The organism is Streptomyces sp. NPDC090499 (assembly GCF_044769305.1).
Classification (GTDB): domain Bacteria; phylum Actinomycetota; class Actinomycetes; order Streptomycetales; family Streptomycetaceae; genus Streptomyces.
Window position 1 is genome coordinate 559,977 of record NZ_JBIVXP010000002.1, and the last position, 16,320, is coordinate 576,296.

15 protein-coding genes and 1 pseudogene are annotated in these 16,320 nt (G+C 71.8%); 15 read left to right on the forward strand and 1 reads right to left on the reverse strand.

The annotated features are described in order from the left end of the window. Nucleotides 1-8 precede the first annotated feature (8 nt). From ACIQVL_RS10930 to ACIQVL_RS11000, 15 genes and pseudogenes are all read left to right on the forward strand, one after another. Nucleotides 9-1,652, forward strand: coding sequence for an acyl-CoA dehydrogenase family protein (locus ACIQVL_RS10930; RefSeq protein ID WP_403430230.1), 1,644 nt, complete (start codon nucleotides 9-11; stop codon nucleotides 1,650-1,652). A gap of 385 nt (nucleotides 1,653-2,037) precedes the next feature. Further along, nucleotides 2,038-3,309 (forward strand): GAF domain-containing protein, encoded by a 1,272-nt coding sequence (locus ACIQVL_RS10935; RefSeq protein WP_403430232.1) that lies wholly within the window; start codon nucleotides 2,038-2,040, stop codon nucleotides 3,307-3,309. Nucleotides 3,310-3,481: 172 nt separating this feature from the next. After that, a pseudogene (locus tag ACIQVL_RS10940) lies at nucleotides 3,482-4,815 on the forward strand (hypothetical protein). A 43-nt stretch (nucleotides 4,816-4,858) separates the two neighbouring features. Further along, nucleotides 4,859-5,437 carry a GNAT family N-acetyltransferase gene (locus ACIQVL_RS10945; protein WP_403475107.1) on the forward strand — a complete coding sequence of 193 codons (579 nt, stop codon included), beginning with the start codon at nucleotides 4,859-4,861 and terminating at the stop codon, nucleotides 5,435-5,437. 104 nt (nucleotides 5,438-5,541) lie between these two features. Continuing rightward, a complete protein-coding gene (locus tag ACIQVL_RS10950) occupies nucleotides 5,542-5,625 on the forward strand; it encodes a putative leader peptide (RefSeq protein ID WP_309500612.1) in 84 nt (27 codons plus the stop codon). A gap of 127 nt (nucleotides 5,626-5,752) precedes the next feature. Further along, the gene (locus ACIQVL_RS10955; RefSeq protein ID WP_403475108.1) at nucleotides 5,753-7,447 is read left to right on the forward strand and encodes a nitrite/sulfite reductase; all 1,695 of its coding nucleotides are present in this window, start codon (nucleotides 5,753-5,755) and stop codon (nucleotides 7,445-7,447) included. Further along, a complete protein-coding gene (locus ACIQVL_RS10960; RefSeq protein ID WP_217546992.1) occupies nucleotides 7,444-7,623 on the forward strand; it encodes a hypothetical protein in 180 nt (59 codons plus the stop codon). The genes ACIQVL_RS10955 and ACIQVL_RS10960 overlap by 4 nt, the downstream gene beginning before the upstream one ends. Then, nucleotides 7,620-8,330, forward strand: a complete 711-nt coding sequence (locus ACIQVL_RS10965; RefSeq protein WP_403430240.1) for a phosphoadenylyl-sulfate reductase — start codon at nucleotides 7,620-7,622, stop codon at nucleotides 8,328-8,330. The genes ACIQVL_RS10960 and ACIQVL_RS10965 overlap by 4 nt, the downstream gene beginning before the upstream one ends. Then, nucleotides 8,327-8,911: an adenylyl-sulfate kinase gene (gene cysC, locus ACIQVL_RS10970; RefSeq protein ID WP_403430242.1), complete on the forward strand. Its 585-nt coding sequence runs from the start codon at nucleotides 8,327-8,329 to the stop codon at nucleotides 8,909-8,911. Before ACIQVL_RS10965 ends, cysC begins: the two co-directional genes overlap by 4 nt. Then, nucleotides 8,908-9,846 carry a sulfate adenylyltransferase subunit CysD gene (gene cysD / locus ACIQVL_RS10975; RefSeq protein WP_403475109.1) on the forward strand — a complete coding sequence of 313 codons (939 nt, stop codon included), beginning with the start codon at nucleotides 8,908-8,910 and terminating at the stop codon, nucleotides 9,844-9,846. Before cysC ends, cysD begins: the two co-directional genes overlap by 4 nt. Nucleotides 9,847-9,848: 2 nt before the next feature. Beyond that, on the forward strand, nucleotides 9,849-11,186 hold the full coding sequence (locus ACIQVL_RS10980) for a sulfate adenylyltransferase subunit 1 (RefSeq protein WP_403430246.1): 1,338 nt from the start codon (nucleotides 9,849-9,851) through the stop codon (nucleotides 11,184-11,186). Nucleotides 11,187-11,418: 232 nt separating this feature from the next. Then, nucleotides 11,419-12,564, forward strand: coding sequence for an aliphatic sulfonate ABC transporter substrate-binding protein (locus ACIQVL_RS10985; protein WP_403430248.1), 1,146 nt, complete (start codon nucleotides 11,419-11,421; stop codon nucleotides 12,562-12,564). Nucleotides 12,565-12,599: 35 nt separating this feature from the next. Further along, nucleotides 12,600-13,385 (forward strand): ABC transporter ATP-binding protein, encoded by a 786-nt coding sequence (locus ACIQVL_RS10990; RefSeq protein WP_403430250.1) that lies wholly within the window; start codon nucleotides 12,600-12,602, stop codon nucleotides 13,383-13,385. Further along, nucleotides 13,372-14,250 (forward strand): ABC transporter permease, encoded by an 879-nt coding sequence (locus ACIQVL_RS10995; protein ID WP_403430252.1) that lies wholly within the window; start codon nucleotides 13,372-13,374, stop codon nucleotides 14,248-14,250. The genes ACIQVL_RS10990 and ACIQVL_RS10995 overlap by 14 nt, the downstream gene beginning before the upstream one ends. Nucleotides 14,251-14,255: 5 nt before the next feature. Then, on the forward strand, nucleotides 14,256-14,996 hold the full coding sequence (locus ACIQVL_RS11000) for a sirohydrochlorin chelatase (RefSeq protein ID WP_403475110.1): 741 nt from the start codon (nucleotides 14,256-14,258) through the stop codon (nucleotides 14,994-14,996). A gap of 270 nt (nucleotides 14,997-15,266) precedes the next feature. Here the strand turns inward: ACIQVL_RS11000 and ACIQVL_RS11005 are convergent, their stop codons facing one another. Next, nucleotides 15,267-16,283 carry a ketopantoate reductase family protein gene (locus ACIQVL_RS11005; RefSeq protein ID WP_403475111.1) on the reverse strand — a complete coding sequence of 339 codons (1,017 nt, stop codon included), beginning with the start codon at nucleotides 16,281-16,283 and terminating at the stop codon, nucleotides 15,267-15,269. Nucleotides 16,284-16,320 lie beyond the last annotated feature (37 nt).

Here is a 16,320-nt window from a genome sequence, read left to right on the forward strand (position 1 = left end):
TCGCAGACATGGCAGGCAACACCACCCACACCGTGACCAACCAGCCGCCCCCGCTGGTCGGGTACGACCTGTTCGGTGCCGACCTGGCCCTGGTCGAGGCCGTCGGGCGGCACACCGACCCGGAGCTGCTCGACGAGGTGCGCACCGAGCTGTCGGGGCTCGGCGCCTCGGCCGGCTCGGCGCAGGTGCAGGAGTGGGGGGTCCAGGCGAACGAGCACCCGCCGCGGCTGCGCACCCACGACCGCTACGGCCACCGGATCGACGAGGTCGAGTTCCATCCCGCCTGGCACCGGCTGCTCGGCAAGGGCGTCGGCGCGGGCCTGACCACCGGCTGGGTGCGGCCGTCCGGACACGTGCGGCGCGCTGCCGCCTTCCTGGTCTGGACCCAGGTGGAGGCCGGCAACTGCTGCCCGCTGTCGATGACCAACGCGGCGGTGCCCGCGCTGCGCACCGACCCGGAGCAGGCCGCCGTCTGGGAGCCGCTGCTGACCTCGACGGTCTACGACCGTGAGCTGCGGCCGGCCGCGGCGAAGGCCGGCGCCCTGTTCGGCATGGGCATGACGGAGAAGCAGGGCGGCAGCGACGTCCGGGCGAACACGACCACCGCCGCCCCGCTCGCCGAGGCCGGCACGTACACCCTGACCGGACACAAGTGGTTCTGCTCGGCGCCCATGTCGGACGGCTTCCTGGTGCTGGCCCAGGCACCGGACGGCCTCACCTGTCTCCTCGTGCCGCGCGTTCTGGCGGACGGCACCCGCAACGCCTTCCTCCTCCAGCGGCTCAAGGACAAGCTCGGCAACCGGTCGAACGCGTCCGCCGAGGTCGAGTTCGACGGGACCTGGGCGCGGCGGGTGGGCGAGGAGGGGCGCGGGGTGCGGACCATCATCGAGATGGTCGCCGCGACCCGGCTGGACTGCGTGCTCGGCTCGGCGGGGCTGATGCGGCAGGCGGTGGTGCAGGCGGTGCACCACGCCACGCACCGCGAGGCCTTCGGCACGATCCTCGCCGACCAGCCGCTGATGCGCAGCGTCCTGGCCGACCTCGCGGTCGAGTCGGAGGCCGCGACCACGCTCGCGCTGCGGCTGGCCGCCGCCTACGACGACGGGAGCGAAACCGAGCGGGCCCTGCTGCGGCTGGCGTTGCCGGCCGCCAAGTACTGGGTGACCAAGCGCTGTGCGCCGCTCGTCGTGGAGGCCGCCGAGTGCCTGGGCGGCAACGGCTACGTGGAGGAGTCGGGCCTGCCCCGGCTGGTCCGCGAGTCCCCGCTCAACTCCGTCTGGGAGGGCGCCGGCAACGTCCAGGCCCTGGACGTGCTCCGCGCCCTGCAGCGGGAACCGGGCGCCCTGGACGCCTACCTCCAGGAGATCGGCCGCGCCCACGGCGCCGACCACCGCCTCGACCGCGCGGTCAAGGATCTCTTCTCCGAACTGGCCGACCTGGAGGGGATGGAGGGCAGAGCCCGACGGCTGGTGGAACGCCTCGCAACAGTCCTGCAGGGCTCCCTGCTGGTCCGCTTCGCCCCGCCGGAGATCGCGGACGCCTTCTGCGCGTCCCGTCTGGGCAACGACTGGGGTTCGACTTTCGGCACACTGCCGTCAGGACTCGACCTGACCGCCGTGGTGGACCGAGCCCGGGTACGCATCCCTGCCTGAAGGGGCGCGAGGAACTGCGCGAGCAACCCTCCACAACCGTCAGCCGCCGACGCACCCGCCCACGCACCCCCTGCCGCGGACGGCCCTCCGCCGGGGCACGGGGGTGGTGCTGCGCCGACACGGCACCACCCCCGCCTTCGGCCCATGTCAGGCCACTGACGCCACGGCGTCGGCTCAAGTTTCGGCCACCCCAGGCCGGTTCACCAGGGTTGCAAGGGGTTGCAACATATCGGTGTCTGTGTGCGGACTGTGTGCCTCCGGCACCGGAAAACGGCAGTATAAGACGCGCAGTCGGACCGGAAACCGCCGCCCGGACGGCTTGACAGCGACTCATCGATGCCTTTTCCGAGGCGTATCCGGGAGGACCTCAGTGGGGAACCCGCCGATGGACGTGGCGCGACTCGCCGCGAAGGACGCGGCGCAGGCGGCGCGGGTACTGAACGAGGTGCGCGAGGCCAGACTCGCCGGACAGCGCGGGCGCGTCTCGCCCCGCCCGGTGATCGAACAGTCCTGGGGGCGGATGCTGCGCAGCGGCGTCGACCCCGACCACGACTTCCGTTCGGGGCTGCTGTCCGCCGACGAAGTCCGGCGCCGGCGCGAGGAGTCGCCGCTCAAGGACGTGCTGCCGGTGCTGCGCGAGGGGCTGCTTTCGGTCGCGGACGTCGCCCAGCACATCATGGTGGTGGCGGATTCCGACGGCCGGGTGCTGTGGCGGGAGGGATCCTCGCCGGTCCTGCGCAAGGCGGACGGGCTGGGCTTCGAACTCGGCGCCGACTGGCGCGAAGACGTCGTCGGGACCAACGGGCTCGGCACCCCGGCCGTGGTGCGCAGGCCCGTGCAGGTGTTCGCCGCCGAGCACTTCGTCCGCTCGCACGTCTCCTGGACGTGTTCCGGCGCCCCGATCACCGATCCCCGGGACGGCAGCCTGCTCGGGGTGGTGGACGTCAGCGGCCCGCTGGAGACGATGCATCCGGCGACCCTGGCCTGGGTGAACTCGGTGGCGAAGCTCGCCGAGGCCCGGTTGCGGGAGCTGCACCTGGAGGCGCTGGAGCGGCTGCGAGCGGTCGCGGCGCCGGTGCTGGCCCGGCTGGGCGGTCAGGCCGTGGTGGTGGACGCCGACGGCTGGACCGCGGCGGTCACCGGCATGCCGTACCCGCGGCGGCTGGCGCTGCCCAAGTCGCTGTCGCCGGGCCGCCGGTGGCTGCCGGCGCTCGGGCTGTGCGCGGTGGAGCCGCTGGCCGGGGGCTGGCTGCTGCGGGCGGTGGACGAGCCGGCGCCCGCGGGCGGCGGCCGGCTCGTGCTCGACCTGGCCCGGCCGCGCCGGCCCTCCGTGACGGTCGGCGGCGGTGCGAGCTCGTGGTCCCGTGAACTCAGTCCCCGGCACGCCGAGTTGCTGTACCTGCTGGCGGTGCGCCGGGGCGGGCGCAGCGCCGCCGGGCTGGCCGAGGACGTCTTCGGGGACGCCTCGCGGACCGTGACGGTCCGCGCGGAGATGTCCCGGATCCGGCGGTACCTCGGGGCACTCCTCGAACACCGGCCGTACCGCTTCCGGGAGGACGCGGAGGTCGAGGTGCTGCTCCCCGACGACCCGCGCGACCTGCTGCCGTACTCGACCGCCCCGGCGGTGACGGGGTCCCGGACGCCCGGACGTACATGACACAGCCGTATTTGACGCATCCGGGGCAGTCGGGGAGGTATGTTCCGCATATTTGCGGGGTCTTCGACATACGGCGGCCCCGGCTGCCGTAGCATCCCGGTACGGGCTCCCCACCTGCTCCATGGTCAACGCTTTGACCATCAGGCGCAGTTGGCCCGCCTCGGGAGGAGACATGAAGCATCGCGGCAGACACCGGCGGCGCAGACGGGGCGCGGCCCTGCGCGCTGCCCTGGCCGGCACCGCGCTGGCGCTCACCGCGGCGGCGACGATCGTCAGCGCCTCGCAGGCCACGGTCGCGGAGGACCCCGGCGCGCTGAAGCCGCTGACCGCCACCGCCGACACCGCCCGGCTGCAGCTCCGGGAGCACCTCGTCGCGCCCAGCTCGCTGGACCGGCTCGCGTCGGCGATGGGCGGCACGGTCGGGGTCGCCGACGTACTGGCCGCCTCCGACCACACCCTGCGCGAGGCGGCCGACTGCGGCTCCGACGACCGGGACTCGCTGCCGGTCACCCCGGCCGCCACCGAGGCGTACTGCTGGGACCCCACCGACACCCTCACCGACGACTGGCGTCCGGCCTCGGTGACCACCTCCTCGGAGGCGGACGACGACGGCCTGTGGGGCGCCAACCGCGTCGTGCTGGCCGGCTGGACGCACAGCACCTCCACCGGCCCCACCGCCTCCCGGGGCCTGGCCAGGGTCGCGGTGATCGACGCGAACGACGCCGCCCACCCCTCCTACTCCTGGGTCCTGCTGACCGTGCCCAGCGCCGACGGCAGCGACTACCGGGGCCTGACCTCGCAGATCTCCGGCATGGCCTGGTACGGGGACCGGCTCCTGGTCACCACCGTCCAGGGCAGCGCCGACGCGCTCTACGTCTACGACCTGAACCGCATCCAGCGCGCCTCGGTGCTGACCGACGCGGTCGGCCGGGTGTCCGGCGGCTGGTCGGCCGACGGCTTCCGGTACGCGATGCCGGCCGTCGGCTCGTACCGCTACACCGCCGGGGCCTGCTCGCGGACCGGGGCGCCCTGTCCGAGCGCGCTCTCCGTGGACCGGGGGACGGCCCCGGACAGCCTGGTCCTCGGCGAGTGGACGCCCGCCGGCAGCGACGGGCACGCCCGGCTGTGGCGGTACGCGTTCGACGAGAACCCGCAGCGGTCCGGACTGCTCGCCACGGACGCCTCCGGCCGGGCGGACGCGGTCGAGGCCTACCGGACCGGGGCCTCGGAGATCCGGGGCGTCCTGTCGTACCGGCCGCCGGTGCGACGGACTCCGAGTGGTACGTCGGGCACCTGCCCGGCGCCATGGACGGGCACGGCAGCCTGTGGCGGCAGGACACCAGGGGCGCGGACGGAACCCGCTGCGGCTCGGACGCCTCGCACCGCTGCTGGGCCGAGGACACCGGTTCGCTCTCCTACGCGCCCGACACGGGCCAGGTGTGGTCGGTCACGGACCGCATGCTGTTCTCGGTCCCGCTGCGCTCGATCGACGCGTCACTCGGATAACAGACGTCGACACGTCCGGGGCCGGGATGATTGCCTGGCCCCCATGAGCAGCATCGTCGTGACCACCTGGTCCCTGGAGCAGACCTCCCCGGCCGACCTCCTGCCCGCCGCCGCCCCCGACGGCGACGCGGTCCGGATCGTCCGCGCCGAGGTCCCCTCCCCCGAGTTCAGCCGCTTCCTGTACGCCTCGGTCGGCGGTGACATCCGCTGGACCGACCGGCTGGGCTGGAGCCACGCCCGCTGGCAGCAGCACCTGGCGCGGCCGGGCGTGGAGACCTGGGTCGCATACGACCGGGGCACCCCGGCGGGCTACGTGGAACTCGAACCGCAGGACGGCGGCGTGGTGGAGATCGTCTACTTCGGTCTGGTCCCGGCCTTCCGGGGCCGCCGCATCGGCGGTCACCTGCTCTCGTACGGCGCCGCGCGGGCCTGGGACCTGGCGGAGCGGTGGGACGGGCTGCCGCCGACGAAGCGGGTGTGGCTGCACACGTGCAGCCTGGACGGCGAGCACGCGATGGCGAACTACCAGCGGCGGGGGTTCCGGCTCTTCGACACGAAGGTCGAGGAGGAACCGGACGTCTCGGCGCCCGGACCGTGGCCCGGCGCGTACAGCACCGCGTGAAACCCGGCGTGACCCACAACACTCTGTCTCAGTATTCAGAATAGATTAGTCCGAATCGCGGACGATGGTGGACTGGCCGGAGATCCGCGTGACACGCTTCCGTCATGTCTGGAACTGGAATTGCCTTGGTGAGTCGGCGGCACGTCGACCTCGGCCGCATGTCCAGCGCCATCTGTCCGGCGGGCTGAGAGCACAGCACCGCCGCGCATCCCGGTCCGGACCTCCCCCTTGCGCAATGCCGCGCAGACATGCCTCCACGCGCCCACCGGCGCAGGTCAGAGCCGCCTCTCCGCTGTCTGAAGGACGTATATAGCCATGGCCGCCACCCCCCAGAACCCTGCCTCCGCGCCCCGCCGCAAGGTGAGCCGTCACCGTGGCGAGGGTCAGTGGGCCATGGGCCACTTCACCCCGCTCAACGGCAACGAGCAGTTCAAGAAGGACGACGACGGTCTCAATGTGCGGACACGCATTGAGACGATCTACTCCAAGCGCGGCTTCGACTCGATCGACCCCAACGACCTGCGCGGACGGATGCGCTGGTGGGGCCTGTACACGCAGCGCAAGCCCGGCATCGACGGCGGCAAGACCGCCATCCTGGAGCCGGAGGAGCTGGACGACAAGTACTTCATGCTGCGGGTACGCATCGACGGCGGCCGGCTCACCACGCAGCAGCTCCGGGTGATCGGTGAGATCTCGCAGGAGTTCGCCCGGGGCAGCGCGGACGTCACCGACCGGCAGAACATCCAGCTGCACTGGATCCGCATCGAGGACGTGCCGGAGATCTGGCAGCGCCTGGAGGCCGTCGGCCTGTCCACCACCGAGGCGTGCGGCGACACCCCGCGCGTCGTCATCGGCTCGCCGGTGGCCGGCATCGCCGAGGACGAGATCATCGACGGCAGCTGGGCGATCGACGAGATCAACAAGCGGTACATCGGCAGCAAGGAGTTCTCCAACCTGCCGCGCAAGTTCAAGTCCGCGATCTCCGGCTCGCCGCTGCTCGACGTGGTGCACGAGATCAACGACATCGCCTTCGTCGGCGTGGAGCACCCCGAGCACGGCCCCGGCTTCGACCTGTGGGTGGGCGGCGGCCTGTCCACCAACCCGAAGATCGGCGTCCGGCTCGGCGCCTGGGTGCCGCTGGCGGAGGTCCCGGACGTCTGGGCCGGCGTGATCGGCATCTTCCGGGACTACGGCTATCGCCGGCTGCGCACCCGCGCCCGCCTGAAGTTCCTGGTCGCCGACTGGGGAGCCGAGAAGTTCCGCCAGATCCTGGAGGACGAGTACCTCGAGCGGAAGCTCGTCGACGGCCCCGCGCCCGCCGAGCCCCTGTCGCGCTGGCGGGACCACGTCGGCGTGCACCGGCAGCAGGACGGCAACTTCTACGTCGGGTTCGCCCCGCGGGTCGGCCGGGTGGACGGCGCCACCCTGGCGAAGATCGCCGACCTCGCCGAGGCACACGGCTCGGGCCGGGTGCGGACCACCGTCGAGCAGAAGATGATCGTCCTCGATGTCACGGAGGACCAGGTCGAGTCGCTGGTCGAGGCCCTGGAGGCGCTGGACCTGACCGCCCGGCCGTCCACGTTCCGGCGCGGCACCATGGCCTGCACCGGCATCGAGTACTGCAAGCTCGCGATCGTCGAGACCAAGCAGCGCGGCTCCACCCTGATCGACGAGCTGGAGCGGCGGCTGCCCGAGTTCGACGAGCCGCTCACCATCAACATCAACGGCTGCCCGAACGCCTGCGCCCGTATCCAGGTCGCGGACATCGGTCTCAAGGGCCAGCTGGTCCTGAACGACGCGGGCGAGCAGGTCGAGGGCTTCCAGGTGCACCTGGGCGGCGCGCTCGGCCTGGAGGCCGGGTTCGGCCGCAAGGTCCGCGGTCTCAAGGTGACCTCGGAGGAACTGCCGGACTACGTCGAGCGGGTGCTCCGGCGCTTCCAGGCGGAGCGCGAGGACGGCGAGAGGTTCGCCGCCTGGGCGTCCCGCGCCAGTGAGGAGGCCCTCTCATGAGCGAGCGGGCCGCCCCCTTCTACTGCCCCTACTGCGGCGACGAGGACCTGCGTCCGAACGAGCAGGGCCACGGCGCCTGGGAATGCGCGGCCTGCAACCGCGCATTCCAGCTGAAGTTCCTCGGGCTGCTCGCCCGGGGGCTGAAGCACTCCGAAGCCGGAGGGGAACAGATATGACCACAGCTCAGGAAGACCGTACGACCGACGATCTGAAGGCGCTGGCCGAACAGGCCGGCCGTGATCTCGAAGACGCCTCCGCCCTGGAGATCCTCCAGTGGGCGGTGGACACCTTCGGCAAGGGTTTCTGCGTGACCTCCTCCATGGAGGACGCGGTGGTGGCCCATCTGGCGTCCCGCGTCCAGAAGGGGGTGGACGTCGTCTTCCTCGACACCGGCTACCACTTCCCGGAGACCATCGGCACCCGGGACGCGGTCGAGGCGGTGATGGACGTCAACGTCATCACCCTCACCCCGCGCCAGACGGTCGCCGAGCAGGACGCGGAGTACGGCCCCAAGCTGCACGACCGCAACCCCGACCTGTGCTGCAAGCTCCGCAAGGTCCAGCCGCTGGAGCGGGGCCTGGCCAAGTACGCGGCCTGGGCCACCGGGCTGCGCCGCGACGAGTCGGAGACCCGGGCGAACACCCCGGTCGTCGGCTGGGACGAGAAGCGGCAGAAGGTCAAGATCTCCCCGATCGCCCGCTGGACCCAGGACGACGTGGACGCCTACGTCGCCGAGCACGGCGTACTGACCAACCCGCTGCTGATGGACGGCTACACCTCCGTCGGCTGCGCCCCCTGCACCCGCCGGGTCCTCGAGGGCGAGGACGCGCGTGCCGGCCGCTGGGCCGGGCGGGCCAAGACCGAGTGCGGACTGCACGAATGACGACCACCGCGCCTTCGACGAACTCTACGAACCAGGAGAACACCGTGACGACCGGAGCCACCGTCTGGCTCACGGGTCTGCCGAGCGCCGGCAAGACCACCATCGCGTACGAGCTGGCCGGCCGGCTGCGCGAGGAGGGCCACCTCGTCGAGGTGCTCGACGGCGACGAGATCCGCGAGTTCATCTCGGCGGGCCTCGGCTTCAGCCGCGAGGACCGGCACACCAACGTGCAGCGCATCGGCTTCGTCGCCGAGCTGCTGGCCCGTAACGGCGTCAAGGCGCTCGTCCCGGTGATCGCCCCGTACGCGGACAGCCGCGACGCGGTGCGCAAGCGCCACGAGGAGAACGGCACCGCGTACGTCGAGGTGCACGTGGCGACCCCGGTCGAGGTGTGCTCCGTACGCGACGTGAAGGGCCTGTACGCCAAACAGGCGGCCGGTGAGCTGACCGGGCTGACCGGCGTCGACGACCCGTACGAGGAGCCCGAGACTCCCGATCTGCGGATCGAGTCGCAGGACCAGAGCGTGCAGGAGTCCGCGGCGTCCGTGTACGCCCTGCTGAGCGGGAAGGGACTGGCATGACGGCGACCGTGGCGGCGCACGGGGAGGGCACGGGCACCCCGTACGCCCTGTCCCATCTGGACGCGCTGGAGTCCGAGGCGGTCCACATCTTCCGGGAGGTGGCGGGCGAGTTCGAGCGGCCGGTGATCCTGTTCTCCGGCGGCAAGGACTCCATCGTCATGCTGCACCTGGCGCTGAAGGCGTTCGCCCCGGCGGCGGTGCCCTTCTCGCTGCTGCACGTGGACACCGGGCACAACTTCTCCGAGGTGCTCGAGTACCGGGACCGTGCGGTCGAGCGGCACGGGCTGCGGCTGCATGTGGCCTCCGTGCAGGACTACATCGACCGCGGTGTGCTGCGCGAGCGGCCGGACGGCGTCCGCAACCCTCTGCAGACCCTCCCCCTGACCGAGCGGATCCAGCACGAGAGGTTCGACGCGGTCTTCGGCGGCGGCCGCCGCGACGAGGAGAAGGCCCGCGCCAAGGAACGCGTCTTCTCCCTGCGCGACGAGTTCTCCCAGTGGGACCCCCGCCGGCAGCGCCCCGAGCTGTGGAACCTCTACAACGGCCGGCACGCCCCCGGCGAGCACGTCCGCGTCTTCCCGCTGTCCAACTGGACCGAACTCGACGTCTGGCAGTACATCGCCCGCGAGGGCATCGAGCTGCCGGAGATCTACTTCGCGCACGAGCGTGAGGTCTTCCGGCGCAACGGCATGTGGCTCACCGCCGGCGAGTGGGGCGGCCCGAAGGACGGTGAGACCGTCGAGAAGCGGCAGGTGCGCTACCGGACCGTCGGCGACATGTCCTGCACCGGCGCCGTCGACTCCGACGCCGGCACGCTGGACGCCGTGATCGCCGAGATCGCCGCCTCCCGGCTCACCGAGCGCGGCGCCACCCGCGCCGACGACAAGCTCTCCGAGGCCGCGATGGAAGACCGCAAGCGCGAGGGGTACTTCTAAGCATGAGCACCAGCACCACGGACCTCGGCCTCGCCGAGACGACCCTGCTGCGGTTCGCGACCGCCGGCTCCGTCGACGACGGCAAGTCCACCCTCGTCGGACGGCTGCTGCACGACTCCAAGTCGGTCCTCACCGACCAGCTGGAGGCCGTCGAACGCGCCTCCGCGAGCCGCGGCCAGGACGCCCCCGACCTCGCCCTCCTCACCGACGGCCTGCGCGCCGAACGCGAGCAGGGCATCACCATCGACGTCGCCTACCGCTACTTCGCCACCCCGAAACGCCGGTTCATCCTCGCCGACACCCCGGGCCACGTGCAGTACACCCGCAACATGGTCACCGGCGCCTCCACCGCCGAACTGACCGTGGTCCTGGTCGACGCGCGCAACGGTGTCGTCGAGCAGACCCGCCGGCACGCCGCGATCGCCGCGCTGCTGCGCGTCCCGCACGTCGTCCTCGCCGTCAACAAGATGGACCTGGTCGGCTACCAGGAGCCGGTCTTCGCGGCGATCGCCGAGGAGTTCACGGCGTACGCGACCGAGCTGGGCGTCCCCGAGGTCACCGCGATCCCTATCTCGGCGCTCGTCGGAGACAACGTCGTGGAGCCGTCCGCGCACATGGACTGGTACGGCGGCCCCACCGTCCTGGAGCACCTGGAGACCGTTCCGGTCGCCCACGACCTGAGCCACTGCCACGCGCGCCTGCCCGTGCAGTACGTGATCCGCCCGCAGACCGCCGAGCACCCGGACTACCGGGGCTACGCCGGCCAGATCGCGGCCGGCACCTTCCACGTCGGCGAGCCGGTCACCGTCCTGCCGTCCGGCCGTACCACGACGATCTCCGGCATCGACCTGCTCGGCGAGCCGGTCGACACGGCCTGGACCACCCAGTCGGTGACCCTCCTGCTCACCGACGACATCGACGTCTCGCGCGGCGACCTGATCGTCCCGACGAAGGACGCCCCGGCGACCACCCAGGACGTCGAGGCGACCGTCTGCCACGTCGCCGACCAGCCGCTGACCGTCGGCCACCGGGTGCTCCTCAAGCACGGCACCCGCACGGTCAAGGCGGTCGTCAAGGACATCCCGTCCCGTCTCACGCTCGACGACCTGTCCCTGCACCCGCACCCGGGACAGCTCGTCGCCAACGACATCGGCCGGGTGAAGATCCGCACCGCCGAGCCGCTGCCGGTCGACTCCTACGCCGACTCGCGCCGCACCGGCTCGTTCATCCTGATCGACCCCGCCGACGGCACCACGCTCACCGCGGGCATGGTCGGCGAGTCGTTCGCCTCCCCCGAGCCGGTCAAGGACGAGTCCGAAGACGACGGCTGGGACTTCTGACATGACGATGACCGACGTCTACTCGACGTTCGCGAAGGAGGGCGGCCGTGTCGGCAGCGGCGCCCTCGGCAGCGGGCAGGGCGGGGTGGCGCGATGTGCGCGATGACGTACGCGCACTGCCTGCGCGCCCTGGCCCCCCACCCGCCGTCCCGGATGCGACGAAGACCTGCCGACCTCCCGGCCACGACCTGAGAGACCGTGACCCGCCGGGCCAACGAGAGGAAAGCCTCCCGTGCCTGCCAACCTCCCCCAGTCTCGAATTCGCTCGACCGGGGGCACCCCCGTCAAGCTCCTTCGCCGCGGCATAGCCGCGCTCGCCGCGCTCCCCCTGCTCACGCTCGCCGCCTGCGGGTACGGGTCGGACTCCGACAAGAGCGACACCACCAAGGTCGCCGCCGGGGCCAAGAAGATCGACGGTCTCGACACCGTCAAGATCGGCTACTTCGGCAACCTGACCCACGCGACCGCCCTGGTCGGCAACCAGAAGGGCTTCTTCCAGAAGGAGCTCGGCGCCACCCAGGCGAAGTACGCCATCTTCAACGCGGGCCCCTCCGAGATCGAGGCGCTCAACTCCGGCTCGATCGACATCGGCTGGATCGGCCCCTCCCCGGCGATCAACGGCTACACCAAGTCCAACGGCACCGACCTGAAGATCATCGGCGGTTCGGCGTCCGGCGGCGTGAAGCTGGTCGTCAACCCGAAGAAGATCAAGTCGCTGGCGGACGTCAAGGGCAAGAAGATCGCGACGCCTCAGCTGGGCAACACGCAGGACGTGGCGTTCCTCAACTGGATCGCCGAGCAGGGCTGGAAGGTCGACGCGCAGAGCGGCAAGGGTGACGTCACGGTCGTCCGCACCGACAACAAGATCACCCCGGACGCCTTCAAGGCCGGTTCCATCGACGGCGCCTGGGTGCCGGAGCCGACCGCGTCCAAGCTGGTCGCCGAGGGCGGCAAGGTGCTGCTCGACGAGTCCACGCTGTGGCCCGACAAGAAGTTCGTGATCACGAACATCATCGTGTCGCAGAAGTTCCTGAAGGAGCACCCGAAGGTCGTCGAGGCGGTCCTCAAGGGCTCGGTCGAGACCAACAAGTGGATCAACGCCAACCCGGACGCGGCGAAGGCCTCGGCCAACAAGCAGCTGGCGGTCGACTCCGGCAAGGCGCTGCCCGACGACGTTCTCAACTCGGCCTGGTCGTCGATCAAGTTCACCGACGACCCGCTGGCCTCCACCCTCAACACCGAGGCCCAGCACGCCGTCAAGGCCGGTCTGCTCACCGACCCGCTGCTGAAGAACATCTACGACCTGACGCTCCTCAACAAGGTGCTGAAGGCCGACGGCCAGAGCCCGGTCGACGCCGCCGGTCTCGGCAGCAGCTGACCCCGGTCCCGACGAGTTCCCAGGAGGTGACGACCATGGCCACGACCACGACACTCGCCAAGGCCGACGAGTCGGTCGAGTACGCGGCACGCCTTGAGCATGTCTCGAAGTCCTTCGCGACTCCGGGCGGGCAGCAGCTCGTCCTGGACGACATCACCCTCGATGTCGCGCCGGGCGAGTTCGTCACCCTCCTGGGGGCCTCGGGCTGCGGCAAGTCCACGCTGCTGAACCTGGTGGCGGGGCTCGACAAGCCCACCGCGGGCTCCATCGCGACGGACGGGCGGCCCGCCCTGATGTTCCAGGAGCACGCCCTCTTCCCGTGGCTGACCGCGGGCAAGAACATCGAACTCGCCCTGAAGCTCAGGGGGGTTCCCAAGAACGACCGCCGGGACAGGGCCGAGGAACTGCTCGAACTGGTCCGGCTGAAGGGCGCCCACGGCAAGCGCGTCCACGAGCTGTCCGGCGGTATGCGCCAGCGGGCCGCCCTGGCCCGTTCGCTCGCCCAGGAGAGCAGGCTGCTGCTGATGGACGAGCCGTTCTCGGCCCTGGACGCCATCACCCGGGACGTGCTGCACGACGAGCTGACCCGGATCTGGGAGGAGACCGGCGTCTCCGTCCTGTTCGTCACGCACAACGTGCGCGAGGCGGTACGGCTCGCCCAGCGGGTGATCCTGCTGTCGTCCCGGCCGGGCCGGATAGCCCGCGAGTGGGAGGTCGGCATACCGCAGCCGCGCCGCATCGAGGACGCGCCGGTGGCCGAACTGTCCCTTCAGATCACCGATGTACTGCGTGGGGAGATCCGCCGTCATGGCCAGCACTGAGACGACGCCGGCCAAGGACGCCGGAAGTGTCGAGGCCGGCCTCGACGCCCTGGAGACGACGGCCACCAGCCGCCCGACCCTCCGCCAGACCTTCACCGGCAAGATCCTGCCCCCGATCATCGCGCTCGCCGTGGTCCTCGTGGTCTGGACGCTGCTGGTCCCGGTCGTCGACGACCCGTCCAAGCTGCCCTCGCCGGCCGCGGTCGGCGACGCGTTCAAGGACGCCTGGCTCAAGGGCGACCTGCTCGGCTACATCTGGACCAGCGTCAGCCGCGGCCTGCTCGGCTTCCTCTTCGCCCTCCTCATCGGCACCCCGCTGGGTCTGCTGGTGGCGCGGGTGAGGTTCGTGCGCGCGGCGATCGGCCCGATCCTGTCCGGCCTCCAGTCGCTGCCGTCGGTGGCCTGGGTGCCGCCGGCCGTGATCTGGCTGGGCCTGAACAACTCGATGATGTACGCCGTGATCCTGCTCGGCGCGGTCCCTTCCATCGCCAACGGCCTGGTGTCCGGCGTCGACCAGGTGCCGCCGCTGTTCCTGCGGGCCGGGCGCACCATGGGCGCGACCGGCGTCAAGGGCATCTGGCACGTCGTGCTGCCGGCCGCCATGCCCGGCTACGTGGCGGGGCTCAAGCAGGGCTGGGCGTTCTCCTGGCGCTCGCTGATGGCGGCGGAGATCATCGCGAGCTTCCCGGACCTCGGCGTGGGCCTCGGCCAGCTCCTGGAGAACGCGCGCACCGCCAGTGACATGGCGATGGTGTTCGAGGCCATCATCCTGATCCTGTTCGTCGGCATCGCGATCGACCTGCTGATCTTCAGTCCACTGGAGCGGTGGGTGCTGCGCAGCCGCGGCCTGCTGGTGAAGAGCTGAGGTCCATGCCTGCGAAGCCCGTTCTCCTCGTCATCGCCCACGGCAGCCGCGATCCGCGGCACGCCGCGACCGTCCACGCCCTGGTGCGCCGGGTACGGTCGCTGCGGCCCGGGGTGCGCGTGGAGACGGGCTTCCTGGACTTCAACATCCCGTCCGTGCACGGGGTGCTGGAGTCCCTGGCGGCGGAGGGCGTCCGGGACGTCGTGGCCCTCCCCCTGCTGCTGACCCGCGCCTTCCACGCGAAGGCGGACATCCCGGCGGTACTGCGGGACGCGCCGCCTCGGCTGCGGATCCGGCAGGCGGAGGTGCTGGGCCCGTCGCCGCTGCTCCTGTCGGCCCTCGAACGGCGTCTGTACGAGGCCGGGCTGTCCCCCGCCGACAGGTCCTCGACCGGGGTCGTGCTGGCCTCGGCGGGGTCCAGCGACCCGGAGGCGATCGCCGTGATCGCACGTCTCGCTCGGGAGTGGCAGCGCACCGGCTGGTGCGCGGTGCGGCCCGCGTTCGCCTCCGCGTCCCTGCCCCGCACCGAGGAGGCGGTACGCGAGCTGCGGGAGCTGGGCTGCGCCCGGGTCGCGGTGGCCCCGTACGTCCTCGCCCCCGGCTTCCTGCCGGACCGGATCGCGCGGGGCGCGGCGGAGGCGGACGTGCTGGCCGAGGTGCTCGGCCCGGCGCCCGAGGTGGCGCGGGTGCTCCTTGAGCGGTACGACGCGGCGCGCACCCCGGCCCTGGCGGCCGTCGGCGCCTGAGAGACGGGCTTGGCGTTCGCGGTCCGGCGCTCCCCTGTCCGTCGGACCGCGAACAGACCGGCCCGCGGCCGGCACACCTACTTCTGCGTCGCGTCCGGCAAACGCGTCACACCAGGGACTGCACCGGTTCGCGCGAACTGCCGCGCCGTCGTGGCTGCTCGCGCAGTTCCCCGCGCCCCTGAGGGGGCGCTACAGGTGACGTGCCCCGATAGGGGCGCGGGGAACTGCGCGAGCGATCCCCACAGCGCCGCACGTGACCAGCTCCCCGTCTCAAGCGGTGCTGGAGGCGGCCTCACCGGCGAGCCGGACGAGTTCCCCGACCGGCATCGAACCCGGCGCCCGGCGCTCGCGTGCGAAGGCGTTGGCGAGGTGCTGCAGGAGGTCGTTGAGCGGGGTGGGCACGCCGTGCAGGCGGCCCAGCAGGGCGATCTCGCCGTTGAGGTAGTCGGCCTCGATGGTGCCGGTGCCCCGGCTGAGGGACTGCCAGGAGGAGCCGCCGCCGCGCGGGGCGCCGACCAGCGGAACCAGGTCCACCTTGTGGCCGCGCAGCGCCCGCTGCTCCTCGACGCTCGCGTAGGCGATACCGGCGGCGTCGAGCACGGCCTCACCCTCGGCCCGCACGCTCGTGAACAGCGTCGTGGCCTCGTCGTCGGCGACGGGCCCGGCGACCGCCTCCAGCGCGTTGCCGAGGTTGGAGAGCAGCTTGGCGTACTGCCAGCGCGCCACGTCGGGCACGACCGGTGCCTCGAAGTGGGCCTGCTCCAGGTCGGCGGCGACCAGCAGGGCGGTCGCGTCGGTGCCGTGGGGGTGGCGGCCGAGGTGCAGCATGCCGGTGAGGGGGGCGCCGCCCGCGGAGACGACACCGGGTTCGACGAAGGTCGACGGCAGCCAGACGCAGACTCCGTAGACGTGCCGGAAGACGCGCAGGGCGAGGCGCTGGCCCTCCACGCCGTTCTGGGCGCAGAACAGGGGCAGCCGCTGCGCCGCCGTGCCACCGCCCGCGACCGGCGCCGGCCCCCAGGCTTGCAGGGCGGTCACGGTGTCCTGGGTCTTGACGGCGAGGACGAGCACGTCGTCCGCCCGCAACTCGCCCAGTTCCGCGGGCCCGGTGACGGCCTGGAGCCGGTACGTGTACTCGCCGTCCGGCACCTTCAGCCGCAGCCCGGCGTCCCGCAGCGCCGCGTGGTGTGCGCCCCGTGCCACCAGGACGACCTCGTGTCCCGCGCCGGCCAGCCGCCCGCCGATCGCGCCGCCGACGGCCCCCGCTCCGATGATGATGTAGCGCATGGGACGAGCCTCGCACAGACGTCGCCCCCGCCCCGGG